Here is a 25,171-nt window from a genome sequence, read left to right as displayed (position 1 = left end):
CGAGCCGGTACGCCAGCTCATCCCGGTTCTGTTCGAGGTCCTTCGCGAACGCGCGGAGCATGCCCTCGATGTTGTCCGCCGAGAGCGGGCGCGCGGGGAGGGTGATCCGCTGGAACACGTCGCGCCCGCTGAGGTACCAGGTGCTCCACATCCCCTTGCTGCCCGAGCAGATCCACCTCGACCGCGGTGGTGCGACGGCTGTACACGCCGCGGACCACGAGGGCCCAGGCCTGGACCAGCCCGCCGTCGGGGCTGAAGATGACGAACACCGTGGTGCCGGCGACGGTGAAATACACGTCGCCGTCGTCGTCGACGCCCGGCTCCTGCCCGAACATCCTCCCCACCGCCTCCACGACCACCGGACGCAGCGCGTCCGGACCGCCGCGGACCCCGCTGTCGGTCCGGCCGTCCGGCCCACCCGGCGCGTCCGCGTCCGCGAGCCCCAGGGACTCCGCCAACTCGGCTGCTCCTCGTCCGCTCGCGCGGGCCGTGAACAGCTGGGGGTGCGGCAACCGCAGGTCCTCGCGCGCCACGCGGACGATCGCGTCCGCCAGTGCGAACGCCCCGTCGGCGCCGGCGCTGGCCACGACCTCCTCGGCCGCCGTGCTGCCGGAGATCCCGCGGGTGACCCACATGAATCCCCGACCACGGTCCGACCGGACGACGAGCTGCTGGCTCCACCCCTCCGGCCCGGGCGGGGCCACCAGCGCCAGCGCGCCGCCGTCCCCGACAGCACCGATCCGCAGGATCAGCGTGTCCAGGAACACGCCCCATGCGCACTCGGTGGCCTCGCCGCCGACCCCGTCCATGCCGTCGTCTCGTCGACTTCCCATGACCCCTCCACTCCTTTAGCACTCCAGGCGCGCTAAACATTAGCACGCCAATCGCGCTAAAGTGAAGGCCATGTCCGATCTCGATAAGTTCCCCCGGCCCGCCGTGGCCGTGGACCTGGCGATCCTCACCGTGACAGGGGCCGGCGGCACCGACCCCGAGCTGCGGGTATTCACGCAATCACGCCGGAATCCGGACGGTCGCGCGCTCCCGGGCGCGTTCCTGCGCGAGCGGACGACCGTCGCCGAGACCGCGGACCACGTACTCCGCGAGAAGGTCCGGATCGCGCCACACGGGACCATCCGTCCGCGCCTGCTGCGGCTCTTCGACGACCCGGGGCGGGACGAGCGGACGTGGGCCGTCTCCGCCGCCCACGCGCTCCCCCTGCCCGAGTCCGCGCTGGCCGGAGCGAACGGCGAACTCACCCGCGTCACCGCGGACGGCCGACTCGACGGCATCGAGTCGCTACTGTTCGACCACGACGCGATCGTCGACGCCGCGATCCGCGACGTCCGCGAGCTCTACGAGATCCGCCTGCGCTACGTCGACGTGGGCCCCGACCCCGACGGCTTCCTGGCCGAACCGTTCACGCTGCTCCAACTACGTCGCGTGCACGAGGCCGTGATCGGCGAGGAACTGCACAAGGACAACTTCGCGCGCCGGATGCGACCGCACCTGGAACCCGTCCTGGACGACGACGGCGAGGTGGCGCTGTCCACGGCCCTACGCGGTCGCCCGGCCGCGCTCTTCCGGCGCGCGCGCTGAGGCGTCCCGCGCCGCCCGCGACCGCAGCACCAGGGTCACGCCGACCGCACTGATCGCCATGCCGACCACGGCCGGGAGGGTGATCGGGACACCGAACATGAGCCACACCCAGACCATGGTCGTGGGCGGGGTGAGGTAGAGCAGCACGCTCGCGACGGTGGCGCCACGGGTGCGGGTGACAAAGACGAAGAGGACGTACCCACACAGGGTGGACAGGAACACCAGCCAGGCCACCGCCGCCCAGAAGTCGGGTTCGGCCACGGGCGCCGCCTGGCCGGTCACCAGAGCCGCGGACATCAGGGTGACCCCCGCGACGACGGACTGCATGGTGATCGACTGCAGCAGCGTCTCGGAGGGCCGCAGCCGCTGCGTGAGAACCGTGCCCGTGGCCAGACTGAGCATGCCCGCCGCCGGGAACAGGTACGCCCACCACGGGGCGGCGCCCGCGTCGAGACCGCCGGAGACCACCACCACGACGCCCGCCATCCCCAGCACCATGCCGACCCACATGCCGGCCGTCGTGCGCTCGCCGAGGACCCTGCCCGCCACCGTCGCCACCAGCAGTGGCTGGAGCGCGGCGATGAGCGCCGCGGTGCCGCCGTCGACGCCCCGGGAGACCCCCTCGAAGATCATGAACAGGAAGAACGCCTGACTGAACAGGCCCAACACCGCCTGCCGCGTCCACGCCGCGCGATCGTTCAACCGCACCCCCAGCACGAGGCAGACGGTCACCAACAGCACGCCGAGGATCGAGAACCGCCAGCCCAGCAGCTGCAGCGGGGTCCCGTCGGCCCGGATCCCGAGTTCCGCGCCGACATAGCCCGAGCTCCACATGAGCACCAGGGCCACCGACGCCAGATGGCCGGCGTTGCGGCGGAGCGCCTCTCGCGCGGGCTGAGCCATCGGCACAGCCTACGAAGCGGCCGACCTCGTCGTCGTCGTACTCTCGCGTCCCACCCCCGGCCCGTGGCCGTTCACCCCTCCGCGCTCACTCCTCTGCGCTCACTCCTCTGTGCTCATTCCTTCGCGTCGACGATCACCGTCCCGGCCTCGAGCCGGGTGCCCGTGGGGCCGCCACCGCCTCCTCGAGCGACGACGGCGCGCGGTCAGAGGTCGGACTGTGGTTTCTGTCGCGGCTCCGGGACGGGCCCCACTCGTCGGGCGTGGGGGAGGCGGTCGGGTCCATGGGATTCGCACTCGCGGTCATCGGGGTGTGCATCCTTATCGGCGGGACGCGGCTGCGGTGGCTGTTCCGGCCGGTACGGGTGCTGGGCGCGATGCCCCTGACCGCGTACACCGCACATCTCCTCGTCTGGGCGGCGTGGATCGCCATCGCGCGCGCCGAGGGCCGACAGTTCGACCCGATGGGCGACTTCCGCGCCCTGGACCCGTTCTGGCCGATGACTCTCGGGGTGACGGCCGGGTGCGCCCTCTGGGCGGTGTTCGTCGGGCGAGGCCCCCTCGAGACAGCCGTTTCGCGGCGCGCGGTCGCGGACCTTCCTCACCGTCTGCGTCGGCACGAAGTATGAAGGACTTATTATCGACGGTGTCGGTCGGGCTCTCACCGACCATTACCCCCCGATCCACCGAACCCGAAGGTGACTCCATGACCGACACCCGCGTGCCCCTGCGGCTCTCCGACGCCCCTCGCTCCGACGACGGCCACTACGGCCCCGACAGCATCTCCTGGCGGGTGTTCTCGGACCCGGCCTCGGGGCTCGGCGCCAAGAACGCGCTCTTCCTCCAGATGCTCGAACCGGGCATGATGACCCACTTCGATCGGGTCTCGCTGACCAGCGAGGGCGCCGACGAGATGGCCGCCCGGTTCGACCGCACGGCCGCCTACCTGCGGGACTCGGTCTTCGCCGACACCGCCCACGCGGACGCGGCGGCCAAGCGCGTCGACCACCTCCACGAGATGGCGACCTGGACCAACCCGGAGACCGGAGAGGTGGAGGAGGCCAAGCAGCCGGAATGGATGCGGTGGACGTGGTGGACGTACATCTGGTCGGCCGTTCGGGGCTACCAGGAGTTCGGCCCCGGCCTGAGCGCCGCGGACGCGGACCGCCTGGTGATGGAGTCGCACATCGGCGCGGACAAACTGCACGTCCCCGGCCCGCACCTCGAGACCTTCGCAGCGGTCGACCAGTACGTCACCGAGGGCCTCGACACCAAGGCGTTGACCATCTTCGCCGCGATGGCCGGCCACTCGCTCCGACACCCGGACGCGAAGGGCCCGGTGGCCAGGTGGGTCACCCGCCAGATCCTCAACGGCGTGCTGTCGCTACTCCCCGACAAGGCCAAGCTGTTCTTCGCCGTGGAGGACCGCAGCGCCAAGGAGTTCGCCCGCGGGGCCCGGTTCACCAAGCTCGTCGCCACACTCGCGCGGAAGAACCGGACCGCCGAGGACCTCATCGCGCAGGCGATCGGCGAGTCCGTCGCTGCCCCCTACCAGCGGGTGCGGGTCAAGAAAACCAAAGCCTCGCCGGCTTCCTGACGCGTCGACCGCGAGACCCCACGCAGTCCCGCAACCCGGCAGTGCGCCGGGCCGCGGCCTCCCGACCTGCGGTGCCCTGCACACCGTCTTCAGGGCACCGCAGGTCAGGGCCGGTCAGGGCCGGTCGATGGCGGAGTGTCGCGGTGCAGCGGGTGGAGCGAGAGGGCCCGCGCCGAGGCTGTGCGCCATTTACATAGTGTGTGCCACACACTAACGTGTGCCGCATGGGCGACGACGCGGACGCGGCACTGGGCACCCACCTGCAGGAGCTCCGGCGCGGGTCGGTCGTCCTGGCGAGTTTGCTGGCCTGCCGGACGCCCAGGTACGGGTACGCCCTGCTCACCACGCTGGCCGAGGCGGGAATCGCCACCGAGGCCAACACCCTCTACCCGTTGCTGCGCCGCCTCGAGGGACAGGGCTTGCTCACCTCGACGTGGCGGACCGAGGAGCCCAGGCCCCGCAAGTACTACGAGACCACCGCGCTCGGCACCGAGACCGCCGAGCGCCTGCACGCCGAGTGGCTGGCATTGGGTGCCGGCTACACCGATCTGCGGAAGGCGGACGCGTGATGTCCACACTGACCGATCGCTACATCTCCGAGGTGGTCCGCCACCTCCCCGAAGACCAGCGCGGCGACATCTCCTCAGAGATCGCCGCGACCATCGCCGACATGGTCGCCGCCGAACCCGACGCCGTGAACGACGCCAGCGGGACCGAGCCGGCCGGGACCGCCGACCGCGATTCCGCCGAGCGCGCCGTCCTGGTGCGACTGGGCGACCCGGCCGAACTCGCTCGCCGCTATGCCGGCGCCCGCCAGTACCTCGTGGGGCCGGAGGTCTACCCGGTCTGGGCTCGGGTACTGCGGTGGCTCCTGCCCGTCGTGGGTGTCATCGCCGCCCTGGCCGGCAGCATCCTCTACGTCTCGACCACCGCGGAGCCGGAGCTCGGCGGCCTCATCGGCCAACTCGTCAGCTCCGTCGCCGCCGCCCTGCTGTGGGCCTTCGCGGCCTGGACGCTCGTGGTGGTGATCATCGAGCGGACGACCCCGGAGGGCGAACGCAGTCCGTTGACCCTGACCCCCACCTGGGACCCGGCGCACCTCGACGGGCCCCGTGGCGGGGCGGACACCCGCGTCGACGCGGTCGTGTCGCTGGTGATGCTGGCCATCCTGGTCGCGGTGCCGTTCGTCCCGTCGACGTTCCTGTACATCGGCCATCTCAACGGCGGCGAACCGCTCGTGAACCCCGCCATCCCCACCAGGTGGTTCACGGGGTACGTGCTGCTGATCGGAGCGCTGGCGCTCGTCCAGGTGTGGCGCCTGGTGAGGCCGGGCAGGTCACCGGCGCGGCTCGGCATCGACGTGGTGGTCGACGTTGTCTTCGGCGTCTTCCTCACGGTCCTGGTGCTGAGCCACGACTCGGTGATCCACCCCGATCTCGTCCCGGACGACGGCGGCACGGCGACCACCGCGATCCGCTGGAGCATCATCGCCACGATCTGGGTGATCGTGGTCTGGGATCAGATCGAGACCCTGCGCGCATACCGGCGGGGGGCCGCGAACGCCGCGTGAACACCGCAGGCCGGAAATGGCGAACGCCCCCGTCCGCGTGGACGGGGACGTTCCTTCTGTGCGCCCGAAGGGACTCGAACCCCTAACCTCTTGATCCGTAGTCAAGTGCTCTATCCATTGAGCTACGGGCGCAATATTCTTCTGTCGTGCCAGCTATCCGGTCACCCGGATCCCCGGCATGGCGGAGGCGAGAGGATTTGAACCTCCGGTCCCCTTTGAGGAGGACAACTCATTAGCAGTGAGTCCCATTCGGCCGCTCTGGCACGCCTCCTGGAGGCTCTGCTGAGCCAACGAGGAATTACAGTACACACAGGCCGGGCCGGTGCGCAAAACGGCCGGACACCGGGCCCGCAGGGGGTGGTCCTACCCTGTAGTCATGTCCCCCGACGTGCGCAGCGACCTCGACGCCATCCCCGCCTACATTCCGGGCGCCTCCGTGCCGGGCGCGGTCAAACTCGCGTCCAACGAGACCACCGCGGGCCCGCTGCCGAGCGTGGCGGCGGCCATCGCCGAGGCCGCGGCGGGCGCCAATCGCTACCCGGACATCACCGCCGGCGCGCTCGTCGACCGGCTCGCGGACTTCCTCGACGTGCCCACCGGGAACGTCACCGCCGGCTGCGGCTCGGTCGCCCTGTGCCAGCAACTGGTCCAGGCGGTGTGTGCACCGGGCGACGAGGTGGTCTTCGGCTGGCGCTCCTTCGAGGCGTACCCGATCATCGCCCGCATCGCCCACGCGGTCCCGATCGCGGTCCCCAACCGGGACGACGGGTCGCTGGACCTCGACGCGATCGTCGCCACCGTCACCGACCGGACCCGGCTGATCTTCGTCTGCACGCCCAACAACCCGACCGGCCCGGCGGTGACCCGCGCCGAACTCCTCGCTTTTCTCGACCGCGTCCCCGAACGGGTCACCGTGGCGCTGGACGAGGCCTACTACGAGTACATGCGATCCGAGGACCCGGTGGACGGCGTCGCCGAGGCGATGTCGCGGCCCAACGTGGTCTCGCTGCGCACCTTCTCCAAGGCCTACGGTCTGGCCGGCCTCCGTGTCGGCTACCTCGTCGGACCCGCCGAACTGGTGGTACCGGTGGCGAAGATGGTCGTCCCGTTCTCGGTGAGCTCCCTGGCGCAGGCCGCCGGAATCGCCTGCCTCGAGGCCGGGGACGAACTGCGGGCCCGCACCGACGCGGTCGTCGCCGAGCGCTCCCGCGTACGGGCTTCCCTGCTCGACATGGGGCACGCGGTCCCGGACACCCAGGCGAACTTCGTCTGGCTACCCCTCGGGGACGCCGCGGCTGATTTCGACGCCCACTGCCGCGAGCACCTGGTCGTCACCCGGTGTTTCGCCGGCGACGGAGTGCGGGTGTCCATCGGGGATCCCGAGGAAAACGACCGATTCCTCACTGCCGCCCGGCATTTCGTGACCAGAACGTAATGCTTCCGGCGGGGTCCCGTGACATCGCGAGGGCAGCATGGGCCGGGTTTGGGAGAGCAGGTCACGATCTCGCGATCCCCGGATCGCGGAACGTGCGAGCCCCCACCCCCCTAGGAGACGATGTGCAGCAGAAGAGTTCATGGCACGAGGTGAACTCCGCAGCTATCCACACGTCCATAACGGGCCGCGTCGGGCCGGTCGCTTTCGCACTGTTCGCGGCCGTGGTCCTCGTCGCAACCCTCGCTTCCCCTCCGCGTGCCGACGCGCAGATCAGCAGTCCCTGGAGCCCGGCGGCGGAGACCCGGTCGGTCCGCATCCTGGGGATCGGGGAGTTCTCCGGTGCGCTGTCCCGGCCCGTGGGGTTCCAGGGCGAGCTCCGTGACGGCTCGGGCAACGTCCGCCCCGCCGGTGGCGGGCCACACCTCGCGGCCACGGTCGGAAAGTTGCGCGACCAGGCCGAGGATTCACTGCTGTTCGCCACCGGCGACTCGATCGGCGGGACCGCCCCCGAGGCCGCGTTGCTGGGTGACCGAGCGACCATCGAGTACTTCAACCGGCTCGGTGTGGACGGGGCCGGCGTGGGACGACGCGAACTCGAGAAGGGCGCCGACCACGTCCGATCCCTGGTCACGCCGGGGTGCGCGACCGAGCGGGATTGCCGCGTCGATCCCCCGCTCCCGCCATTCCGTGGGGCGGCGTTCCCGTTCCTGGCATCCAACGCCATCCCGTCGCCCGATTCGGCCCCCACCTTCCCCTTCGCGATCCACCGAGTCGGTGACGTCCGGGTGGGGGTCGTGGCGGTGACTTCCCCGTCGACGTCCGTCCCGGAGACGACCACGCGGTTGACCGACCCCCTCCGCGCGATCGACGAGACCGTGGAGTCACTGCGGTTCCTGGGCGTGGAGGCGATCGTCGCCATGGTCCAGTCCGACGCCGTCCACGACAATCTCGATCCGGCGGCCTGCCCCGACGAGCTCACCGAGTTGGACCTGGTCAAGCAGCTCAACCCCGCCGTGGACGCCCTGATCGTGGGAGCCTCCGGCGGCCCGGCCACCTGCCGTGTCTTCGACTCGGACAACGACGAGCGCGTCGTCGTGGCCCCCGCGTCCCACGGCCGGTCCGTCACCGTCGTCGACCTGGCGGTCGACCCCTCCACTGGCGACGTGATCCGGCCCCAGACGTCGGTGTTCAACCAGACGGTCAACCTCGACATAGAACCCGACGCCGGGACCGAGGAGCTCGTACGCCAGGCCCAGGCCGCTGCGGCACCGCAAGCCCGCGAGGTCATCGGCACCGCCGACGAGACCATCGAGCGGGCCATGGATGCGAACGGCGAGTCACCACTGGCGGATCTCATCGCGGACGGCCAGCTTCACGCCGCCCGGGGTCGGGGCGCCGAGCTGGCCCTGTCCAACCCGGACTCCCTGCGCACCGACCTCCCCGCCGGGCCCCTCGACTACGCCGACCTGCACACCGTGCAGCCCTACGGGGATCGCCTCTACCTGGTCACCGTGACCGGGGAGGAACTCCGCGCGGCCTTCGACCACTTCGCCGACGACATCGGCCGCAACGGCCCCGCGGTCTCGTCGAACGTCCGCTATACCGTCGACCTCCGCCGCCCGCCCGGAGCCCGGGTGTCGGAGATCGTGGTCGACGACGAGCCCGTCGACCCCCGGCGCGAGTACACCGTCGTGGTGAACGAGTTCCTCTCCTCCCCCGAGTGGGACGGCTCGGTCCTGGCCGAACGCGGCGACCGCCGCGAGGCCGGGGTGACCGATCTCGACGCACTGCGTCGCTACGTGGCCGAGGAGGGCCCGCTGAGCGCCCCCGAGACCGGCCGGATCAGCGTCGTCGGCTGACACGACCCGACAGTCGCACCGGCTGGCCGCATGCCGTGCTCGGCACGGCACGCCGGGGGCCGACACGGGGGGCACCTCTCAGCACCGCGGGCCTGACAAAGAGTAAGATCAGCTTCACTCTCCGCGATTCCGGACGACCCCGCCCCAGTGCACCGTGCCCACCCAAGGAGAAAAAAGGTACTCCGCCTTATCGACTCCTGAGGAAGTGGTGGCCATGTCGTCGCGAAGACCCGTCGTGGGACCGGGGCACGTCCTCATGCGTGGCGCGGCCCTGGTGGGCGCCGCACTCACCCTTGTCGGCTGCATGACGACGACCGCCATTCCGCAGGTGGACCCGACCTATGCGGGAACCGTCCGACTGGACGAGGTCACGGTCCAGCGCTTCGAGTACCCGACCCGGGATTCCGACGCCGATCCCGAACAGAACTGGGCGGACCTGTACCTGCCGTCCGGGGCCCAGGAGGTCGACACCATCCCGCTCGCGGTCCTCATCCACGGAGGGGCGTGGCAGAACCAGCTGGGTGCGGACATCTTCGACCCCCTGGCGCGCGAATTGGCGAGCCGCGGAATGGCGGTCTACAACGTGGAGTACCGCCGGGTCGGGTCCGGCGGCGGCTGGCCCGTCACCTTCCGGGACATCGCGGACGCGCTCGACCACGTGGTCGAGGTGGACCGGCGCTTCCCCCAGATCACGACCGATGACGAAGTGGTGGTGGGCCACAGCGCGGGCGCCCAACTCGCCGTGTGGGGCGGCACCCGCCACCTGCTCGAGGACGACGAGGTGGGCTCCGAGCCCGCGTTCCGGCCCACGCGCGTGATCTCGATCGCCGGACCACTGGACATGGTCTATGCAGCGAACCACGGGGACGACAGGATCGTCACGGCGATCGGCGGGACGCCCTCCGAGTTCCCGTGGCGGTACGCGTCGGTGGACCCCATCCAGAACATCGACACCGGCACACCGGTCGTCGCGATCCACGGCAACCGGGACGCGACCGTCTCGGCGGAGAACTCCCGGCGCTACGTCGACGAGGTCACCCGCCGGGGAGGACGCGCCAAACTGGTCCTGCTCGAGGGTGAGGACCACGTCTCGATCGTCTCGGGAAAGTCCCGCTCGTACCCGCGGGTGCTCGAGATCATCCGCTACGTCGCGGCAGCGGACCTGCAGGAGACGACCGCCTGAGCCGGCCCTGCCTCGACTCGGGCCCGCGCGGATCGGACCTGGGCGGAAGTGGAGGGATTTGAACCCCCGGTGCTGTTTAGGCACGCTCGCTTTCAAGGCGAGTGCATTCGGCCGCTCTGCCACACTTCCCCGCCGCCTGCCGCGACACGCACGACCGCGTGGTTCCACGTGGAACCTGCGTTGACGACGCCGTTCATCGTAGTGGACCGCGGGCGTGCGCACCCAGCCCGCCTGCCCTCGGGTCTCATCCCGGCTACCGTCGGAGGACATGAAGGCAATCGCATACGACAACGGCCCCGACACCCTGCGCCTGACCGAAGTCGACGACCCGGTCGCCTCCGCCGGCGAGGTGCTCATCGATGTCGCGGCCTCCGCGGTGAACCGCGCCGACCTGTTGCAGTCCAGGGGCCACTACCCGCCGCCGCCCGGCGCCTCGGAGATCCTCGGCCTCGAGTGCTCGGGCCGCATCTCGGCGGTCGGCGAGGGCGTGGAGGGCCTGGCGGTGGGCGACGAGGTGTGCGCGCTACTGGCGGGCGGCGGGTACGCCGAGAAGGTCGCCGTCCCGGTCGGTCAGGTCATGCCGGTCCCCGCCGGGGTCTCGCTCCACGAGGCCGCGTCGCTCCCAGAGGTCGCGTGCACCGTGTGGTCGAACCTGGCCATGACGGGCGGGCTCGGTCGCGGCGTCCTGGCCGCGCAGGCCCGCTGGGGCGACACCGACCTCGGCGCCCCGCGCGTGCTGATCCACGGCGGCGCCGGCGGCATCGGCTCGCACGCGATCCAGGTGTGCCGCGCCCTCGGGGCCCGCGTCGCCACCACCGCCGGCGGGCCGGAGAAAGTGCAGATGTGTCGCGAACTGGGCGCGGACCTGGTGATCGACTACCGGGACGAGGACTTTGTCGAACGGGTCAAGGACTGGACCGACGACGACGAGCGCGGCCGCGGCGTCGACCTGATCCTGGACGTGATGGGCGCGAAGTACCTGGAGAAGAACATCGCCTCCCTGGCGCCGGACGGTCGCGTCATCGTCATCGGCCTCCAGGGCGGGGTCAAGGGTGAGCTCAACCTGGGCAGGTTGCTGCCCAAGAGGGCCGGCATCCTCGCGACCAACCTCCGGGCCCGCCCCGCGGACGGCCCCGGCGGCAAGACCGGAATCTGCCGGGAGGTCGTGGACCAGGTGTGGCCGATGGTCGCGGCCGGGGACGTCACCACCCGGGTCTCCCGCGAGATCCCGCTCGACCGGGCCGCAGACGCACTGGCCCTGCTGGAGTCGGGCGAGAGCCACGGCAAGATCCTGCTCACGGTCGACTGAGGCGGTCCAACACCTCCAGGGTCTCGTCGCACCAGCCCACCCACGCCTGCTCCGCCTGGATGCCCAACTTGAGCACCTGGTGCTGGAGCGCACCCCGGACCTCGACGGGGTCGCGGTCCGCGAAGTCCTGCTCCTCGATCCCCCGGTACCGCCGCAGATTCTCCACCCGCTGGCGGCGGTGGTACCCGAGGGCTCGCCGAAGGTCATCCACCCTGCCCGTGGCCGCGGCCGCGCGGACACGGACCGCGAGGCTCGAGCGCATCGGTTCGGGCTCGTCGTCCTCCCCGATCCACTCCACCAGCAGGTCCCGGCCGGTGTCCGCGACGGCGAACCTCCTGGGTTGTCCCCGCCGCGGCGGTCCCTGCTGCGGCAGCTCGTGGATGAGACCCGCGGATGCCAGCAGATCGAGCTCCCGGTAGATCTGCTGATGGGTCGCGGGCCAGAAGTACCCGATCGACTTGTCGAACCGGCGCGCGAGTTCGATGCCGCTGCCCTCCCGCTCGGTGAGGGAGGTGAGGATCGCGAACTTCAGCGACATCGGGTCAGCGGGTCGCGGGCAGACCCGCGGTGAGGGCCGCCACCGCGTCGTCGTACTCGGACCGCAGCCGCTCGACCAGCTCACGGACGGTCCCGACCGAGTCCACCGCGCCCACGCCCTGACCGGCGCCCCAGATGTCGCGCCAGGCCTTGGAGTCGGTGGTCCCCCCGGAGCCGAAGTCCATGGCCGAGGGATCCGATTCCGGCAGGTCGTCGGGGTTCAGACCGGCGGCCTCGATGCTGCCCCGCAGGTAGTTCCCGTGGATACCCGTGAAGAGGTTGCTGTAGACGATGTCGCCGGCACCGCTGTCGACGATCATCTGCTTGTAGGCGTCGGTGGCGCGGGACTCCTCGGTCGCGAGGAACGCCGAACCCACGTAGGCGAGGTCGGCGCCGGCCGCCTGCGCGGCGAGGATCGAGCGACCGTGGGCAATGGCCCCGGACAGCAGCAGCGGGCCGTCGAACCACTCTCGGATCTCGCTGATCAGCGCGAACGGCGACTGAGTGCCGGCGTGTCCCCCGGCGCCCGCGGCGACCGCGACGAGCCCGTCCGCCCCCTTCTCGACGGCCTTGCGGGCGAACCGGTCGTTGATCACGTCATGCAGGACGATGCCGCCGTACGAATGGACGGCCTCGTTGACCTCCTCGCGCGCGCCGAGGGAGGTGATGACGATCGGCACCTCGTGCTCGACCACGGTGGCCAGGTCCTGCTCGAGCCGATCATTGGAGCGATGGACGATCTGGTTGACCGCGAACGGGGCGACGTACCGGTCGGGATTCGCGGCGGCGAACGCCTCATTGCTCTCCCTGACCTGCTCGATCCACTCGGCCAGCGCCGACTGCGGCCGCGCGTTGAGCGCCGGGAACGACCCGATCACCCCCCGCCTGACACTGCGCGGCCACCAGCTCGGGGCCGGAGTAGATGAACATCGGCGAGGCGACCACCGGGACGGTGAGCGGGCCGGCGAGCACTGAGGGAAGGGCCATGAGCAGTCCTTTCGAGAGCGGGGCGGAGCAGACTTCTCCGCTGACCGTACGGTCGCGCCGACTTTCATGCAACTAGTTGCACAAAAGTCGACGGCCTCGCGTCGGCGACAGAACCCACACCTCACGGACGGGAATCGCGGTCTAGGACAGCTCCGCGAAGCGTTCGGTGTCGCGCACCTTGCCGGAGACGATGATGGTGTCTCCCGGGTGCAGGATCGTGTCGGCGGTGGCGTAGGTGAAGCCCTCCCCGGGACGCTTGATCGCCACCACGGTCACGCCGTGGTCCGTGCGGATCGAGGTCGCACCGAGACTGCGACCCGTCGCGAACGCCGGGGCGGTCGTCTTGACCATGGCGAACCCGTCATCGAACTCGATGTAGTCGATCATCCGGCCGCGGACCAGGTGGGCCACCCGCTTGCCCATGTCGTGTTCCGGCCGCACGACATGATGCACACCGATCTGCGTGAGGATCTTGGCGTGGGAGTTGCTGATCGCCTTGGCCCACACGTTCGCCACGCCCATATTGATCAGGGCCGAGGCGGTCAGCAGGCTGGCCTCGAGGTCGGAGCCGATCCCCACCACCGCGCGATCGAACTCGTGCACCGACAACTGACGTAGGGACTCCTCGTCCGTGGTGTCGGCCACCACCGCGTGCGTGAGGCGGTTGGCGATCTTCTGCACGACCGCATCGCTCGCGTCGACACCCAACACCTCCGCGCCCTGGGACATCAACTCCAGGGCGAGCGACTTGCCGAACCGACCCAGACCGAGCACTGCCACGGCGTCCGGCGCTGATTTCCTAGCCAATGAGTGGCCTTTCTGCGGGAAGGTCGTACCGTCGTCCGCGCTGGCGAGCGGCCAGGGCACTGACCATGGTGATCGGGCCGATCCGGCCCAGGTACATCAGTCCGATCAGTATCCACTGACCCCACTCGGGAAGCCGCGCGGTGATGCCGGTGGACAGCCCCACCGTGGCGAACGCGGAAGTGACCTCGAACAACAGTTCATTAAGCCCGAACGGCGTCCCCGCCAGGAGCACTATGGTCGAGACCGTCACCAATCCGATACCGATGAGTGCCACGGCCAACGCCTGGCGCTGGACGCGGGTGTCCACACGGCGGTCGAAGATCGTGACCGATTTCTCGCCCCGCACCTCTGCGACCATGACGAACAGCAGAAGTGCGAAGGTCGTCACCTTGATACCGCCGGCAGTGCCTCCGCTGCCGCCTCCGATGAACATCAACACGTCGGTCACGAGCAGGGTCGCCTCGTCCATCTGCGCGTAGTCGACGCTGTTGAAGCCGGCGGTTCTGGGCATCGTCCCCTGGAACGCGGCCACCAGGACCTTGTCGGCGAAACCGAACGATTGCAGCGTGCGGGTCCACTCCAGCGCCAGGACCGCCGCGAACCCCGCCAACAGCAGGATCGCCGTGACGTGCACGGTCAGCCGGGTGTGCAGGCTCCACCGCGGGTGCTCCCGGGTCGCGGATCCGGACCGGCGGATGCGCCGCCCCACCTCGAACAGGACCGGGAAGCCCAACCCGCCCAGGATCACCGCCACCATCAACGGCACACAGATCCACGGATCGGTGGCGAAGCCGATCACGTTGTCGCTGTACAGCGCGAACCCGGCGTTGTTGAACGCCGAGACCGAATGGAACACGCCCAGCCACAGCGACCGCAGCACCGGCTCGTCGTACCCGACCGCGAAACGAATCGCCAGCGCCGCCGCGGTGACCGCCTCGATGAGCAGACTCATCCGGACCACGCCCACGACCACGCCCCGCACGTCGCCGAGTTCGGCCGCCCGGGCCTCGGCGGCGGTGTTCAACCGTGCCTTGAGTCCGATCCGGTGCGCCAACATCAGCCCCACCAACGAGGCCATGGTCATGATCCCCAGGCCACCGACCTGGATCAGCCCCAGAATGACCGCCTGACCGAATCCCGACCAGTGCACAGGGGTGTCCACCACGATCAACCCGGTCAAGCACATCGCCGACGTCGCCGTGAACAGCGCTGCGGTCACACTGGTGGCGCCGCCGGACGCCACCGCCGCGGGCAGCAGCAGCAACCCGGTCCCCACCGCGATCGCCGCAGCGAAACTCAGGGCGACGACCCGGACCGGACTCAACGTCGCCCAGCCCGCCCACCGCCGCATCACAGACGGTGACACCCGCCCATACGCAGTCACGAGGTCAGACAGTAGACCTCGGCGGCACCGATGAACAGTAGGGGTTTGCGCCCGGTGAACCGGCTGCGTATCACTGCAGCGTGCGGCCCGCAGCCCCCGCGTAGATCTCCTGTGCCAACCGCTCCGCGACCTCCACGAGCGCGACGACGGTGGCCGGATCGACGCCACCCGCCGCGGGCACCCCGGAGACGACGGAGCGCGGGTCCTCGTCCGCCGCCACAGAACTCCACCGCGACCCGGCGGCGAGCAGCGCCCCGTGCTTGACGTCGTAGTAGGCCGACCCCGACCGCAGTGCCACCCCGGAGGCCCCGCGGGCCGCCGCGAAGAGATGCGGATGGAAACGGGTGGTCAGCCAGACCTGCCCCGGCCGGGCGGGCAGACCCGTGGCCCACAGTTCCTGGAACGGCACGAAACGCGCGCGGGGCAACCGCAGGTCAGCCAGGGCGCGGCCCACCTCGTCGTCGTCGCCGTCGTATCCACCCTGTCCACCGTCGGCGCCGGACGCGGCCGCCGCGCGCGCACACACCCTGTCCCACACCACCCGGTCCCCACCGGGGATCGACTCGACGACGGTGATCCGCTCGCCCGGCACCGCCCACGCGGCGAGGATCCGCGCGACGGTGGCGGCGAGGACCTCCGGCTCCACCAGGTCGGACTGGGCGCAGAGCACCAGGTCGCGGCACGCGTCCGGGTCGGGCGAGTAGACGGGGTGGTCGCCGGCCTCGACGACACCCGCCGCCGACAGGGCGAGCCAGCCGTCGTCGGCCACGTGGCGGACCGGCACCCCCGTGCCCGCGAGGAGCTCGAACGAGTCGGCGTCACGGACGGTGACCAGGTCGTAGTCGCGCAACGCCCCCGCCAACCGTCCGGCGTCCCCGCACGGCACGAACCCCTGACCGGTGGCCACCACGCGCGCGCCCGCCGCCCGGCCGGCCTCCCCCGCCGCCGCGACCACGCCCAGGTGGTGCGGCCACAGGTCGTTGACGAAGCCGCCGCCGATGAGGTGGACCACAGACGCGCTGCGCAGCAGGTCGATGCCCGTGGCCAGCGCCGGACGCAGCCCGGGGTCGCCCACCGCGGCGCGACAGAACCCGATCGCCTCGTCGGCGCCGGTGTGCTCGGAGGCCAGGCGCCACAGGGTGTCGGTGAAGAGCACGTCCGGGTGCTCGGAATGGTGCAGGACCGCCGCCTGGCCGGGCGTGTGGCAGTCCACCACGACGGGCGTCCCCGGCAGTGCGTGCCGCAGGTAGCGCAGCCACCCCGCCAACAGCTGCTCGTCGCCGTGGTTGGGGTGACCGGCCGGAGCGACGAGGTACACGGGCCGGTGGCCCTCCCGCGGCCGGCCCCACCGCGCGTCCGCGGTGGCGCGCACGGCGTCGAGCCGGCGTCGGGCCCGTCGTCTCAGGCGGGCGGCGGGCGCGGCTCGGCGAGTCGGCGTCATGACGTCAACCCTGCCGCACCCCCGTGGGGCCCCGCCGCCCGGGTCAGACCGCCGCCGGCCGCCGGACCGGACTGGGGGTCAGATCGGTGGGATCAGATCCGCACGAGCATCTTGCCCACGTTCGCGCCCTTCATCAGATCGAGGAACGCGTCGACCGAGTTGTCGATGCCGTCGACGACGGTCTCGTCGAACACGATCTCGCCCGAGGCGACCCACGGCCCGACCTTCTCCGCGAACTCCTTGAACAAGTGCATGTACTTGTTCACCGTGAAGCCCTGCAGGGTGAGACCCCGGGTGATGGCGTGCCACATGTTGTCCGGCCCCGGCGCACGCTCGGTGGCGTTGTAGGAGCTGATCGCGCCGCACAGGGCCAGGCGGCCCCCGTCGTTCATCAGGTCGAGCGCGGCCTCGAGGTGGTCACCGCCCACGTTGTCGAAGTAGACGTCGATACCCTCACCGTCGCGGGCGCCGAAGTGCCCCCGCAGGAGCTCACGGACCGAGCCGTCCTTGTAATTGATCGCGGCGTCGAAGCCGTAGCGCTCCGTGCACGTGGCGACCTTCTCCGCACTGCCGGCCGAACCGATGATCGTGGACGCGCCCTCGAGCCTGGCGATCTGGCCCACCGCGGAGCCGACGGAACCCGCCGCACCCGAGACGAACACCGACTCGCCCGCCCGGAACCGTCCGATGTGCATGAGGCCCACGTACGCCGTGAGCCCGGTGGTGCCGAGGATGCCCAGGTACGCCGAGACCGGCACGCCGTCGATCTCCTCCACCACGCGGAACTGCCGACCGTCGGCCTGCGCGACGTCGCGCCACCCCAGGTCGTGCAGGACCACCGCACCGACGGGGTGGGCGTCGGACCGCGACTCGACGACACGCCCCACCGCGGCACCGGTCATGGTCTCGTCGAGCTCGAACGGCGGGATGTAGGAGCGCCCCTCGTTCATGCGGCCACGCATGTAGGGATCCACGGAGACGTACTCGTTGGCCACCCGCACCTCGCCCTCGGCGAGCTCGGGCAGGTCGACGGTGACCGTGCGGAAGTTGTCGTGGGTCGGCCATCCGCGGGGGCGGCTCGCGAGCTGGATCTGCGTACTGGTCGTCATCTCTACTGTCTACGCGCACTCGCTGCGGGGCTGCCACCGCCGGCCGCTCTAGTAGGCTTCCCGATCGTGCAGGACCAGTCCCTCCCCGATCCCACCTCGGCGACGCTCCCCGACGAGCGCGTACGCGGCGAGATCGTCAACGACTCCCACACCTTCCGCCGGGCCGTCGCCGACCTGCGGCAGGGGCTCAGCCAGCGCGAGCTGTGGTTGTCCCTGGGCTGGCAGGACATCAAACAGCGCTACCGGCGGTCCACGCTCGGTCCCCTGTGGATCACCATCGCCACCGGCGTCATGGCCGTCGCGCTCGGCCTGCTGTACTCGATCCTCTTCCAGATCCCGCTCGCCGAGTTCCTCCCGCACGTCACCGTGGGCCTCATCATGTGGGGCTTCATCTCCGGGTGCATCAAGGAGGGCTCCGAGGTCTTCATCGCCAACGAAGGCCTGATCAAGCAGTTGCCCAGCGCGTTGAGCGTCCACGTCTACCGCCTGGTCTGGCGGCAGTTCCTGTTCCTGTGTCACAACCTGGTGATCTGGGTGGTGCTCATGCTGGTCTTCCCGCGCCCCCTGGGCTGGGACCTGCTGCTGTCCGTCCTGGGACTGGCGGTGCTCATGATCAACGGCGTCTGGGTGGCCATGCTGTTCGGCATCCTCGCCACCCGGTTCCGCGACATCGCGCCGCTGCTGGACTCGATGGTGCAGCTGCTGTTCTACATGACCCCCATCGTCTGGACCACGCAGACGCTCTACGAGCAGGGCGGGGAGATCGCCGAGCGGGCCCGGATCGCCGAGCTCAACCCGCTCTACCACTACCTCGAGATCGTCCGCGCCCCCATGCTCGGGGAACCCACCGCCGCCTATCACTGGTGGATCGTCCTGGGCTGCACCGCCGTCGGTCTGGTCCTCGCGTTCGTGGCCCTGCGCCAGTTCCGCTCCCGAGTCCCGTACTGGGTGTAGGAGATATATCCCATGAGCTCCGCTGTCCCCACGCCCGGCGGCGTGTCCATCGACTGCGTGGACGCCTGCGTCGACTTCCCGATCTTCGACGCCAAGTCGCGATCGCTCAAGAAGGCCGTGCTGGGATCCGCCGGCGGCGCGATCGGCCGGAACGCGTCCAACGTCGTCGTCGTCGAGGCCCTCAAGGACATCACCCTCTCCCTCCGGGAGGGCGACCGCATCGGGCTGGTCGGCCACAACGGGGCCGGCAAGTCCACGCTGCTGCGCCTGCTCTCCGGCATCTACGAGCCCACCCGCGGGGCCGCCCGGATCCGCGGTCGCGTGGCGCCGGTCTTCGACCTGGGCGTCGGCATGGACCCGGAGATCTCGGGCTACGAGAACATCATCATCCGCGGGCTGTTCCTCGGGCAGACGCGCAAGCAGATGAAGGCGAAGGTCGAGGAGATCGCCGACTTCACCGAGCTCGGCGAGTACCTCGACATGCCACTGCGCACCTACTCCACCGGCATGCGCGTCCGCCTGGCGATGGGGGTGGTGACCTCCATCGACCCCGAGATCCTGCTGCTCGACGAGGGCATCGGTGCCGTGGACGCGGAGTTCATGAAGAAGGCGCGGGTCAAGCTCGCCGAGCTGGTCTCCCGCTCCGGCATCCTCGTGTTCGCCTCACACTCCAACGAATTCCTCGCGCAGCTGTGCGACTCGGCCATGTGGGTCGACCACGGCCGGATCCGCCAGCGCGGCAGCATCGAGGAGATCGTCACCGCCTATGAGGGCCCCGAGGCCGGGCGCTCGATCGGCGAGTACATCGGCAGGATGCACCATGAGGACTGAGCGGCAGGGCGCGGGCCGCCCGGGCGGTGCGGGCGACACGCCCGGGTCGGACGCCCCTGCGGTGATGGGCTCGGACCTGCGCGCCCAGAATGGTCCCGACACGCAGCACAACCCCGCCGGAAGCGAGCATTCCGCCAGCGCAACCCAGCGGGGCGGCGACGGGCGGCGCGTCGTGGCCGTGGTGGTCACGCACCGCCGGCTGGAGCAGCTGCGCGCCTCGCTCGAGGTGGTGTGCGGCCAGACCCGCCCGATCGACCACCTGGTGGTGATCGACAATGCCGACGAGCAGGCCGTGCGAGAACTGGTCGAAGCCCAGCCGGTCGAGGCCACGTACATCGGCTCAAAGCACAACCTGGGTGGCGCGGGCGGGTTCGCACTGGGGATGCTCCACGCCCTGGCCACCGGGGCGGGCCTGGTGTGGTGCGCCGACGACGATGGCCGCCCCGAGGGGCCCGAGGTGCTGGCGACCCTGCTGGGCTGCATGGACCGCCACGGGCTGGCCGAGGTGTCGCCGGTGGTGTGCGACCTCGACGATCCCGACCGTCTGGCGTTCCCGCTGCGGCGCGGCCTGGTGTGGCGACGACACCGCTCCGAGCTGTTCACGGTCGGCGGGGCCGGTGGGACGGGCGGGGCCGGTGGGACGGGCGGGCCCGCAGCACCGGCCGAGGACCTGCTGCCCGGCATCGCGTCGCTGTTCAACGGCGCGCTGTTCACCGCCGACTGCCTGGACCGGGTGGGCGTTCCGGATCTACGGCTGTTCATCCGCGGCGACGAGGTGGAGATGCACCGCCGGCTCGTCCGCTCCGGCCAGCCCTTCGGCACCTGCCTGACCACCGCCTACCTGCACCCGCAGGGCTCGGACGAGTTCAAGCCGATCCTCGGCGGCCGGATGCACACCCAGTTCCCCGACGACCCGGTCAAACGCCACTTCACCTACCGCAACCGCGGGTACGTGCTCACCCAGCCCGGCAATCGGCGACTCATCCCCCAGGAGATCCTGCGCTTCGGCTGGTATTTCCTGGTGACGAGGCGCGACCCGGCGGGCCTGCGCGAGTGGCTGCGACTGCAGCGGATGGGCGCCGGCGAGCGGTTCGACAAGCCCGGCGGCTGACCCACGAAATCCGCTACCGCGAATCCGGATCCGCTATGCCGATTGGACTCGCGGATCCGGAGGTGGAGTAGCGGATTTTGGCAGGATGGGTCCATGACCGACTGGATCGCCCTGCAGTCCCGCGCCGCCGACCTCTACGACGAGGTCCTGCCCGCCATCACCGACTGGGACGCCGCCACCCCCTGCAGCGACTGGACGGCGCACGAGGTGCTGGCCCACGTGGTCGACGAGCAATTGTGGGTGCCGGGGTTGCTGGCCGGCGGCACCGTCGACGAGGTGGCCGACGATCTGGAGGACCGCCTGCGTCGGCTCCACGAGGCGACCGGGCCGGAGCTGGTCACCGACTGGCACGCGATCCGCCCGCCGGTGGCGGCGGCGTGGCGAGGGACCCCGGACGACGACGAGGTGCACCTGTCCTACGGGCTGGCGCCCGCGAAGCACTACCTGGCGCAACAGGTGTTCGACCTCGCCGTCCACGCGTGGGATCTCGCCGTCTCCCAGCGGATCGACCTGCGGTGGGGCGACGAGCTCGATCGGGCCGTGCTGGAGTTCGTCCGGGCAGATCTCGCCGACAACCCGGCCCCGGAACTCTTCGATCCCCCGGTGCCCGGCTACGAGGGGCCGGACGTCCCCGCCCGGGACACGGCGCTGGCGCTGACCGGACGCGATCCGGGGGCGTGGCCCGTCAGGCCTCTCTGAGAGCAGCCATCGGGCACTTCGCGACGGCCTTCCGTGCCCGCTTCTCGTGCTCCTCGGGGACCTCGTCGACGATGACGCGCACCACCTCGTCGTCGTCCCCCAGCTCGAACACTGCGGGGGCGAGCCCGACGCACACCGCCTGGCCCTCGCACCGGTCCGGATCCACGATGATCCTCATGACGTGCCTCCTCGTCGTCGGCCACGATCGGTTCCGTGGTCGGACCCCTGAACTTAGACAAATCGGTGCTTTTTGTCTAGGGAATTCGTGTTTTCGTCACCGGATCGCAGCCGCCCCGAACTGATCCGCCGGTAAGTTAAGCTCGCCCCGTGCCCAAGACGCTGCTGCACCGATACACCTCGAGCCCCCGGGCGTTCCCGGTCCTGGCCTCGCTCTATCCACCCCTGCTGGGCTCGGGGATCCGCATCCGCCACGTCGCGCCGGACTGGACCCGCGGGGAGCTCGACATGCACGTGGCCCCGTGGACGGCCAACACCAACGGCACCGCGTTCGGCGGCGCGCTGTTCGCCGCCACCGACGTGCTCTACGGGGCGCTGCTGTCCGGGCAGCTCGGCACCGGTTACCAGGTGTGGACCAAGTCCGCGACGATCGACTTCCGTACCCCCGGACGCGGTCGTCTGCGGTGCGTCGTGGAGGTCCCCCGCGTGGAGGCCGACTCCATCCGTGAGCAGCTGACCGCGCGGCCCCGGACGAGCATCGTCCACACGGCCCTGGTCACCGACGCCCGCGGCGGGACGGTCGTGGAGGCCCGGCACACGATGTCGATCCGCCGCAGGGATTGACGGGCAGCGGTCAAAACCTCCGCCGGGGGTCTCCCGCCGCCGGACACGGGTAGGATAATCCGGTCCCAGGCCCTCCCCGGAAAGGAACCCCCGTTGGGAGCCACCCCGCTCGCATGGTCGTTGTCAGTCGGCCTCATCATCGCCCTGTTGCTGTTCGACTACTTCTTTCACGTGCGCAAGGAGCACATCCCCACCCTCAAGGAGTCGGCCATCTGGTCCGCGCTCTACGTGGGGATCGCCCTGATCTTCGGCGGCGTGGTGTGGATCTTCGGCGGCACAGACATGGGCGTGGAGTACTTCGCCGGGTACATCACCGAGAAGGCGCTCTCGGTGGACAACCTGTTCGTGTTCCTGCTGCTGCTCACCAGTTTCAAGGTGCCGCGTGCGGGCCAGCAGAAGGCACTGCTGTTCGGCATCGTGTTCTCGATCATCGCGCGGACCGCGTTCATCTTCGTGGGCGCCGCGCTGCTCAACAAGTTCGCCGTCCTGTTCTACATCTTCGGCCTGTTCCTCATCGTCACCGCCGGACGTCTGCTGGCCGAGGACGACGAGGACGACGACGCCGACAACGTGGTGGTGCGCCTGGCCAAGCGATTCATCCCGGCCACCGACCACTACGAACACGACAAGCTGTTCACCATCGAGAACGGCAAGCGCGTCATGACGCCGATGATGATCGTCATGGTCGCCATCGGCGGCACCGACATCATGTTCGCGCTGGATTCGATCCCCGCGATCTTCGGTCTCACCCAGAACGTCTTCATCGTCTTCACCGCCACCACGTTCTCGCTGCTCGGCCTGCGCCAGCTGTACTTCCTGCTCGACGGCCTGCTCGACCGGCTCGTCTACCTCAAGTACGGGCTGGCCGCCATCCTCGGCTTCATCGGCGTCAAGCTCATCCTCCACGCCCTGCACGAGAACAACCTCCCGTTCATCAACGGTGGCGAGCACGTGGACGTGGTGGAGGTCCCCACGTTCCTCTCGCTGGGCATCATCGTTGGTGTGCTCGTGGTGACGGTCCTCGGCTCCCTGCTCAGCCCGGCCGGCAAGGCGCTCACGGTGCTCGGCAACCTCAAGCGACACTCGCTCGAATACCTCGACAAGGACTTCGTCGACGATCCGGTCGAGCGGGCGAAGCTGTGGGCGAAGATCGTCGAGAACGAGGACAAGCTCAAGGACATCGAGCGCAGGTACTTCGGCAGCGAGGGCGACGTGTGGGAGCTTGAGCAGCTCCTGCGGAGGGTCTGGGACGAGCAGGGCCGCTACGAGAAGGCGACCGACTACACCCGCTGACGCCGGCGGCGGGGCCGGGCCTTACCGGGGCTTCCTCACCGGGGTTCCTGACCCGGGCTCCTCACCAGGGGCTGCCTGACCACATGCCGTGCGGATCCACCGCGCCGTCCTCGCGCAACGGGGACCGGACCTCCGTCGATGGCCAGCGCGACCTCAGCACCGCCGCCGCGCGGTGCCCTTCCCCCCGACCTCCCGGAGGCGTGAGCGCGGCTGGCCCGGCAAACGGAGCGGGCACAGCGGACGGAGCGGGCGCCGCGGCCCCCTCCGGAGAGACGGGTCCTCGGACGACGATCACCGTCCATCCGGCCCGACGCAAGTGCTCCCGGTAGCGCTCGGCGGGTCTCCCGAACGACGGGGCCCGCCCGCCGGGCGTGAACACCACGCACCGGTCGAAGGGATCGGCGAGCGGCAACTCCACCGTGAAGTGCCCCAGCCGGACCGTGTGCCCGTGCCCGAACGTCCCGCACCCCGCCGCCGCCAACTCGAGCCGGGCCCGGGTCGACGCGACCGATCCCGAGAGCGGATCCGCCGCCCCGGCGACCTCACGGAAGGCCCTCGCACCACGCCCGGCGGGATGCCCGGCGGCGCCCGACAACTGGCCCGGCAGTTCGGGCAGCATCCCGCACAGCCGCTCCACCGCGACGACCGCGTCCTCGAACGACAGATCTCCGGCCAGGTCCCGGCAGGTCCGCAGCGGGGTGGTCACACGCAACCCGTCGATCTCCGTGACAGCGGACGGGGGCATCGAACCGTAGCGGTACACCCTGCCCGGACGCGACCTGCGCGTCGACGGCAGCCAGATCTCGGGTGGCGCGTCCGCGGGCGCGGAGTCGTCGCCCCACAGCAGGGCGGCGCTGCGCCCGCGCAGCACCCCTCCGGGCCAGGTCCGCGCCAGCGCGACGCTGCGCATGCGGAGATCGTCCCGTTGGTCCTCCCGCCGGTACATTCCGTGCCAGATCCGCCGATAGCGCGCGCGGTCAGCGGGATCCGGTACCGCGACGGCGAGTTCGGCCGTGGTCAGCGGGCCGGGTGGCAGAACGCCCCGTGCACCCCGTGTTCCCTGTGCGCCGCGGCGGATTCTGCCCGGTGGTGGCGGGTCGCCGGCCACCGTCTCCGCACCGCGTCCTCCCGCATCGAGGACTCGGGCACGGGACGCATCTGGGATCTCCATACCCGTCACTGTGGCGCACGGAGCCGTTGCTCTAGGGCCGGGAAGCCGCCTTCCGGGCGGCGTCTGTGGAGAACGCCACACCTGTGGAATCTCACGACCCACCGCTGTTACACGCAGCTAGCTAACTCGACTCATCGTCCGCCGAGGATCAACCTGTCACACCGACTCACAGACGGAGGAAAAGATTCAGAAGGAAATCGTCGTTCCCGAGGACATGGCCCACTTGGTGGAGCGGTTCAACTACTCACCGGCAGTGAAGGTCGGCAGCCTGATCTACTGCTCGGGCCAGGCCGGGCGGGACTCGGAGATGAACGTCATCGACAGCAGCCTCGAGGATCACTTCGTGGCGGCCTGGGAGAACCTGGGCACGGTACTCCGGGCCGGCGGGTCGGATTTCGAGCACATCGTGGAGATGACCACGTACCACGTCGGTCTCCAGGACCACCTGCCCCTGTTCCTCGACGTCCGCAGCCGCTACATCCCCCGGACGGACGTCCCCACGGCGTGGAGTGCGATCGGCGTCAGCGAGCTGACGTTCCCCGGCCAGCTCGTCGAGTTGAAGGCGGTGGCCCTGGTGCCGTGATCGACCGCCGGCCC

At 70.2% G+C, this 25,171-nt stretch carries 26 protein-coding genes, 3 tRNA genes and 1 pseudogene; 16 read left to right on the top strand and 14 right to left on the bottom strand.

The annotated features are described in order from the left end of the window. Positions 1–17: 17 nt before the first annotated feature. Positions 18–833 (bottom strand): T3SS (YopN, CesT) and YbjN peptide-binding chaperone 1, encoded by an 816-nt coding sequence (locus OVA21_RS18390; protein ID WP_268093047.1) that lies wholly within the window; start codon positions 831–833, stop codon positions 18–20. A 70-nt stretch (positions 834–903) separates the two neighbouring features. Between OVA21_RS18390 and OVA21_RS18385 the strand changes: the two genes are divergently transcribed. Beyond that, complete coding sequence (locus tag OVA21_RS18385) at positions 904–1,596, top strand: NrtR DNA-binding winged helix domain-containing protein (protein WP_069390440.1); 693 nt, start codon at positions 904–906, stop codon at positions 1,594–1,596. Here OVA21_RS18385 and OVA21_RS18380 read toward each other — a convergent pair. After that, positions 1,555–2,499, bottom strand: a complete 945-nt coding sequence (locus tag OVA21_RS18380) for a DMT family transporter (RefSeq protein WP_067714715.1) — start codon at positions 2,497–2,499, stop codon at positions 1,555–1,557. The two genes, OVA21_RS18385 and OVA21_RS18380, sit on opposite strands and share 42 nt — an antisense overlap. A gap of 281 nt (positions 2,500–2,780) precedes the next feature. Between OVA21_RS18380 and OVA21_RS18375 the strand changes: the two genes are divergently transcribed. The 4 genes from OVA21_RS18375 (at position 2,781) to OVA21_RS18360 (ending at position 5,663) form a co-directional block, all read left to right on the top strand. Further along, the gene (locus tag OVA21_RS18375) at positions 2,781–3,125 is read left to right on the top strand and encodes a hypothetical protein (protein ID WP_146776241.1); all 345 of its coding nucleotides are present in this window, start codon (positions 2,781–2,783) and stop codon (positions 3,123–3,125) included. 77 nt (positions 3,126–3,202) lie between these two features. Continuing rightward, on the top strand, positions 3,203–4,093 hold the full coding sequence (locus tag OVA21_RS18370) for an oxygenase MpaB family protein (RefSeq protein WP_268093046.1): 891 nt from the start codon (positions 3,203–3,205) through the stop codon (positions 4,091–4,093). Positions 4,094–4,317: 224 nt separating this feature from the next. Beyond that, positions 4,318–4,662: a PadR family transcriptional regulator gene (locus tag OVA21_RS18365; protein ID WP_069390443.1), complete on the top strand. Its 345-nt coding sequence runs from the start codon at positions 4,318–4,320 to the stop codon at positions 4,660–4,662. Continuing rightward, the gene (locus OVA21_RS18360) at positions 4,662–5,663 is read left to right on the top strand and encodes an HAAS signaling domain-containing protein (RefSeq protein ID WP_256820832.1); all 1,002 of its coding nucleotides are present in this window, start codon (positions 4,662–4,664) and stop codon (positions 5,661–5,663) included. Before OVA21_RS18365 ends, OVA21_RS18360 begins: the two co-directional genes overlap by 1 nt. Positions 5,664–5,722: 59 nt before the next feature. On the opposite strand, the gene OVA21_RS18355 is transcribed toward OVA21_RS18360, so the two are convergent. Together OVA21_RS18355 and OVA21_RS18350 are read right to left on the bottom strand one after the other, a co-directional pair. Continuing rightward, positions 5,723–5,795, bottom strand: a tRNA-Arg gene (locus OVA21_RS18355). 47 nt (positions 5,796–5,842) lie between these two features. Then, positions 5,843–5,934, bottom strand: a tRNA-Ser gene (locus OVA21_RS18350). A 105-nt stretch (positions 5,935–6,039) separates the two neighbouring features. Here OVA21_RS18350 and OVA21_RS18345 point away from each other — a divergent pair. From OVA21_RS18345 to OVA21_RS18335, 3 genes are all read left to right on the top strand, one after another. Continuing rightward, the gene (locus OVA21_RS18345) at positions 6,040–7,098 is read left to right on the top strand and encodes a pyridoxal phosphate-dependent aminotransferase (protein WP_096906230.1); all 1,059 of its coding nucleotides are present in this window, start codon (positions 6,040–6,042) and stop codon (positions 7,096–7,098) included. A gap of 122 nt (positions 7,099–7,220) precedes the next feature. After that, positions 7,221–8,957 carry a bifunctional metallophosphatase/5'-nucleotidase gene (locus tag OVA21_RS18340; RefSeq protein WP_268093045.1) on the top strand — a complete coding sequence of 579 codons (1,737 nt, stop codon included), beginning with the start codon at positions 7,221–7,223 and terminating at the stop codon, positions 8,955–8,957. Positions 8,958–9,213: 256 nt separating this feature from the next. Next, on the top strand, positions 9,214–10,140 hold the full coding sequence (locus tag OVA21_RS18335) for an alpha/beta hydrolase family protein (protein ID WP_159148553.1): 927 nt from the start codon (positions 9,214–9,216) through the stop codon (positions 10,138–10,140). Positions 10,141–10,183: 43 nt separating this feature from the next. Here OVA21_RS18335 and OVA21_RS18330 read toward each other — a convergent pair. Beyond that, positions 10,184–10,269 (bottom strand) — tRNA-Ser (locus OVA21_RS18330). A gap of 139 nt (positions 10,270–10,408) precedes the next feature. On the opposite strand from OVA21_RS18330, the gene OVA21_RS18325 reads away from it, so the two are divergent. Beyond that, a complete protein-coding gene (locus OVA21_RS18325) occupies positions 10,409–11,449 on the top strand; it encodes an NAD(P)H-quinone oxidoreductase (RefSeq protein WP_268093044.1) in 1,041 nt (346 codons plus the stop codon). Here the strand turns inward: OVA21_RS18325 and OVA21_RS18320 are convergent. From OVA21_RS18320 to OVA21_RS18295, 6 genes and pseudogenes are all read right to left on the bottom strand, one after another. Continuing rightward, positions 11,436–11,987 carry a PadR family transcriptional regulator gene (locus OVA21_RS18320; RefSeq protein WP_268093043.1) on the bottom strand — a complete coding sequence of 184 codons (552 nt, stop codon included), beginning with the start codon at positions 11,985–11,987 and terminating at the stop codon, positions 11,436–11,438. The two genes, OVA21_RS18325 and OVA21_RS18320, sit on opposite strands and share 14 nt — an antisense overlap. A gap of 4 nt (positions 11,988–11,991) precedes the next feature. Beyond that, positions 11,992–12,973, bottom strand: a pseudogene (locus tag OVA21_RS18315) (NAD(P)H-dependent flavin oxidoreductase). Positions 12,974–13,114: 141 nt separating this feature from the next. After that, positions 13,115–13,753, bottom strand: coding sequence for a potassium channel family protein (locus tag OVA21_RS18310; protein WP_256820828.1), 639 nt, complete (start codon positions 13,751–13,753; stop codon positions 13,115–13,117). 19 nt (positions 13,754–13,772) lie between these two features. Continuing rightward, complete coding sequence (locus OVA21_RS18305; protein ID WP_256820881.1) at positions 13,773–15,131, bottom strand: TrkH family potassium uptake protein; 1,359 nt, start codon at positions 15,129–15,131, stop codon at positions 13,773–13,775. Positions 15,132–15,234: 103 nt separating this feature from the next. After that, complete coding sequence (locus OVA21_RS18300; protein WP_268093042.1) at positions 15,235–16,605, bottom strand: polysaccharide pyruvyl transferase family protein; 1,371 nt, start codon at positions 16,603–16,605, stop codon at positions 15,235–15,237. A gap of 92 nt (positions 16,606–16,697) precedes the next feature. Continuing rightward, the gene (locus OVA21_RS18295; RefSeq protein ID WP_256820826.1) at positions 16,698–17,714 is read right to left on the bottom strand and encodes an NADP-dependent oxidoreductase; all 1,017 of its coding nucleotides are present in this window, start codon (positions 17,712–17,714) and stop codon (positions 16,698–16,700) included. A gap of 66 nt (positions 17,715–17,780) precedes the next feature. Here OVA21_RS18295 and wzm point away from each other — a divergent pair, with 66 nt between their 5' ends. The 4 genes from wzm to OVA21_RS18275 all read left to right on the top strand — a co-directional run bounded on the left by wzm (position 17,781) and on the right by OVA21_RS18275 (position 21,309). Next, positions 17,781–18,668, top strand: a complete 888-nt coding sequence (gene wzm / locus OVA21_RS18290) for a galactan export ABC transporter permease subunit Wzm/RfbD (protein WP_132062167.1) — start codon at positions 17,781–17,783, stop codon at positions 18,666–18,668. Positions 18,669–18,680: 12 nt separating this feature from the next. Further along, complete coding sequence (gene wzt, locus OVA21_RS18285; protein ID WP_067714748.1) at positions 18,681–19,499, top strand: galactan export ABC transporter ATP-binding subunit Wzt/RfbE; 819 nt, start codon at positions 18,681–18,683, stop codon at positions 19,497–19,499. Further along, entirely contained in the window at positions 19,489–20,610 is a 1,122-nt protein-coding gene (glfT1, locus tag OVA21_RS18280; protein WP_240341220.1) for a galactofuranosyltransferase GlfT1, read from the top strand. The genes wzt and glfT1 overlap by 11 nt, the downstream gene beginning before the upstream one ends. 93 nt (positions 20,611–20,703) lie before the next feature. After that, complete coding sequence (locus OVA21_RS18275; protein ID WP_067714750.1) at positions 20,704–21,309, top strand: maleylpyruvate isomerase family mycothiol-dependent enzyme; 606 nt, start codon at positions 20,704–20,706, stop codon at positions 21,307–21,309. Here OVA21_RS18275 and OVA21_RS18270 read toward each other — a convergent pair. Further along, on the bottom strand, positions 21,296–21,487 hold the full coding sequence (locus OVA21_RS18270) for a ferredoxin (RefSeq protein WP_007633389.1): 192 nt from the start codon (positions 21,485–21,487) through the stop codon (positions 21,296–21,298). The genes OVA21_RS18275 and OVA21_RS18270 overlap by 14 nt on opposite strands. Positions 21,488–21,636: 149 nt before the next feature. On the opposite strand from OVA21_RS18270, the gene OVA21_RS18265 reads away from it, so the two are divergent. Beyond that, a complete protein-coding gene (locus OVA21_RS18265; RefSeq protein WP_067714753.1) occupies positions 21,637–22,110 on the top strand; it encodes a DUF4442 domain-containing protein in 474 nt (157 codons plus the stop codon). Between the two features lie 93 nt (positions 22,111–22,203). After that, positions 22,204–23,403 carry a TerC/Alx family metal homeostasis membrane protein gene (locus tag OVA21_RS18260; protein WP_268093041.1) on the top strand — a complete coding sequence of 400 codons (1,200 nt, stop codon included), beginning with the start codon at positions 22,204–22,206 and terminating at the stop codon, positions 23,401–23,403. Positions 23,404–23,464: 61 nt separating this feature from the next. On the opposite strand, the gene OVA21_RS18255 is transcribed toward OVA21_RS18260, so the two are convergent. Together OVA21_RS18255 and OVA21_RS18250 are read right to left on the bottom strand one after the other, a co-directional pair. Next, the gene (locus tag OVA21_RS18255; RefSeq protein WP_227022101.1) at positions 23,465–24,313 is read right to left on the bottom strand and encodes a hypothetical protein; all 849 of its coding nucleotides are present in this window, start codon (positions 24,311–24,313) and stop codon (positions 23,465–23,467) included. A gap of 107 nt (positions 24,314–24,420) precedes the next feature. After that, positions 24,421–24,561, bottom strand: coding sequence for a hypothetical protein (locus OVA21_RS18250; protein WP_163375187.1), 141 nt, complete (start codon positions 24,559–24,561; stop codon positions 24,421–24,423). A gap of 227 nt (positions 24,562–24,788) precedes the next feature. Here OVA21_RS18250 and OVA21_RS18245 point away from each other — a divergent pair, with 227 nt between their 5' ends. After that, on the top strand, positions 24,789–25,157 hold the full coding sequence (locus OVA21_RS18245) for a RidA family protein (protein WP_067714759.1): 369 nt from the start codon (positions 24,789–24,791) through the stop codon (positions 25,155–25,157). Positions 25,158–25,171 lie beyond the last annotated feature (14 nt).

The organism is Dietzia sp. SL131 (genome assembly GCF_026672565.1).
GTDB classification, from domain to species: Bacteria; Actinomycetota; Actinomycetes; order Mycobacteriales; family Mycobacteriaceae; genus Dietzia; species Dietzia kunjamensis.
Note: the sequence above shows the minus strand (reverse complement) of the source record. Positions and strands in the feature narration are given on the sequence as shown.

What these genes read in the sequence shown, in the direction of transcription:
- OVA21_RS18370 (WP_268093046.1), top strand. Translation starts at nt 3,203, where the DNA reads ATGACCGACACCCGCGTGCCCCTGCGGCTCTCCGACGCCCCTCGCTCC.
- OVA21_RS18390 (WP_268093047.1), bottom strand. Translation starts at nt 833, where the DNA reads ATGGGAAGTCGACGAGACGACGGCATGGACGGGGTCGGCGGCGAGGCC.
- OVA21_RS18345 (WP_096906230.1), top strand. Translation starts at nt 6,040, where the DNA reads ATGTCCCCCGACGTGCGCAGCGACCTCGACGCCATCCCCGCCTACATT.
- OVA21_RS18245 (WP_067714759.1), top strand. Translation starts at nt 24,789, where the DNA reads ATGGCCCACTTGGTGGAGCGGTTCAACTACTCACCGGCAGTGAAGGTC.
- OVA21_RS18305 (WP_256820881.1), bottom strand. Translation starts at nt 15,131, where the DNA reads ATGCGGCGGTGGGCGGGCTGGGCGACGTTGAGTCCGGTCCGGGTCGTC.
- OVA21_RS18270 (WP_007633389.1), bottom strand. Translation starts at nt 21,487, where the DNA reads ATGAGGATCATCGTGGATCCGGACCGGTGCGAGGGCCAGGCGGTGTGC.
- wzt (WP_067714748.1), top strand. Translation starts at nt 18,681, where the DNA reads ATGAGCTCCGCTGTCCCCACGCCCGGCGGCGTGTCCATCGACTGCGTG.
- OVA21_RS18275 (WP_067714750.1), top strand. Translation starts at nt 20,704, where the DNA reads ATGACCGACTGGATCGCCCTGCAGTCCCGCGCCGCCGACCTCTACGAC.
- OVA21_RS18365 (WP_069390443.1), top strand. Translation starts at nt 4,318, where the DNA reads ATGGGCGACGACGCGGACGCGGCACTGGGCACCCACCTGCAGGAGCTC.
- OVA21_RS18360 (WP_256820832.1), top strand. Translation starts at nt 4,662, where the DNA reads ATGTCCACACTGACCGATCGCTACATCTCCGAGGTGGTCCGCCACCTC.
- OVA21_RS18300 (WP_268093042.1), bottom strand. Translation starts at nt 16,605, where the DNA reads ATGACGCCGACTCGCCGAGCCGCGCCCGCCGCCCGCCTGAGACGACGG.
- OVA21_RS18380 (WP_067714715.1), bottom strand. Translation starts at nt 2,499, where the DNA reads ATGGCTCAGCCCGCGCGAGAGGCGCTCCGCCGCAACGCCGGCCATCTG.
- OVA21_RS18385 (WP_069390440.1), top strand. Translation starts at nt 904, where the DNA reads ATGTCCGATCTCGATAAGTTCCCCCGGCCCGCCGTGGCCGTGGACCTG.
- glfT1 (WP_240341220.1), top strand. Translation starts at nt 19,489, where the DNA reads ATGAGGACTGAGCGGCAGGGCGCGGGCCGCCCGGGCGGTGCGGGCGAC.
- OVA21_RS18295 (WP_256820826.1), bottom strand. Translation starts at nt 17,714, where the DNA reads ATGACGACCAGTACGCAGATCCAGCTCGCGAGCCGCCCCCGCGGATGG.
- OVA21_RS18255 (WP_227022101.1), bottom strand. Translation starts at nt 24,313, where the DNA reads ATGCGCAGCGTCGCGCTGGCGCGGACCTGGCCCGGAGGGGTGCTGCGC.
- OVA21_RS18325 (WP_268093044.1), top strand. Translation starts at nt 10,409, where the DNA reads ATGAAGGCAATCGCATACGACAACGGCCCCGACACCCTGCGCCTGACC.
- OVA21_RS18250 (WP_163375187.1), bottom strand. Translation starts at nt 24,561, where the DNA reads ATGCGTCCCGTGCCCGAGTCCTCGATGCGGGAGGACGCGGTGCGGAGA.
- OVA21_RS18335 (WP_159148553.1), top strand. Translation starts at nt 9,214, where the DNA reads ATGCGTGGCGCGGCCCTGGTGGGCGCCGCACTCACCCTTGTCGGCTGC.
- OVA21_RS18375 (WP_146776241.1), top strand. Translation starts at nt 2,781, where the DNA reads ATGGGATTCGCACTCGCGGTCATCGGGGTGTGCATCCTTATCGGCGGG.
- OVA21_RS18320 (WP_268093043.1), bottom strand. Translation starts at nt 11,987, where the DNA reads ATGTCGCTGAAGTTCGCGATCCTCACCTCCCTCACCGAGCGGGAGGGC.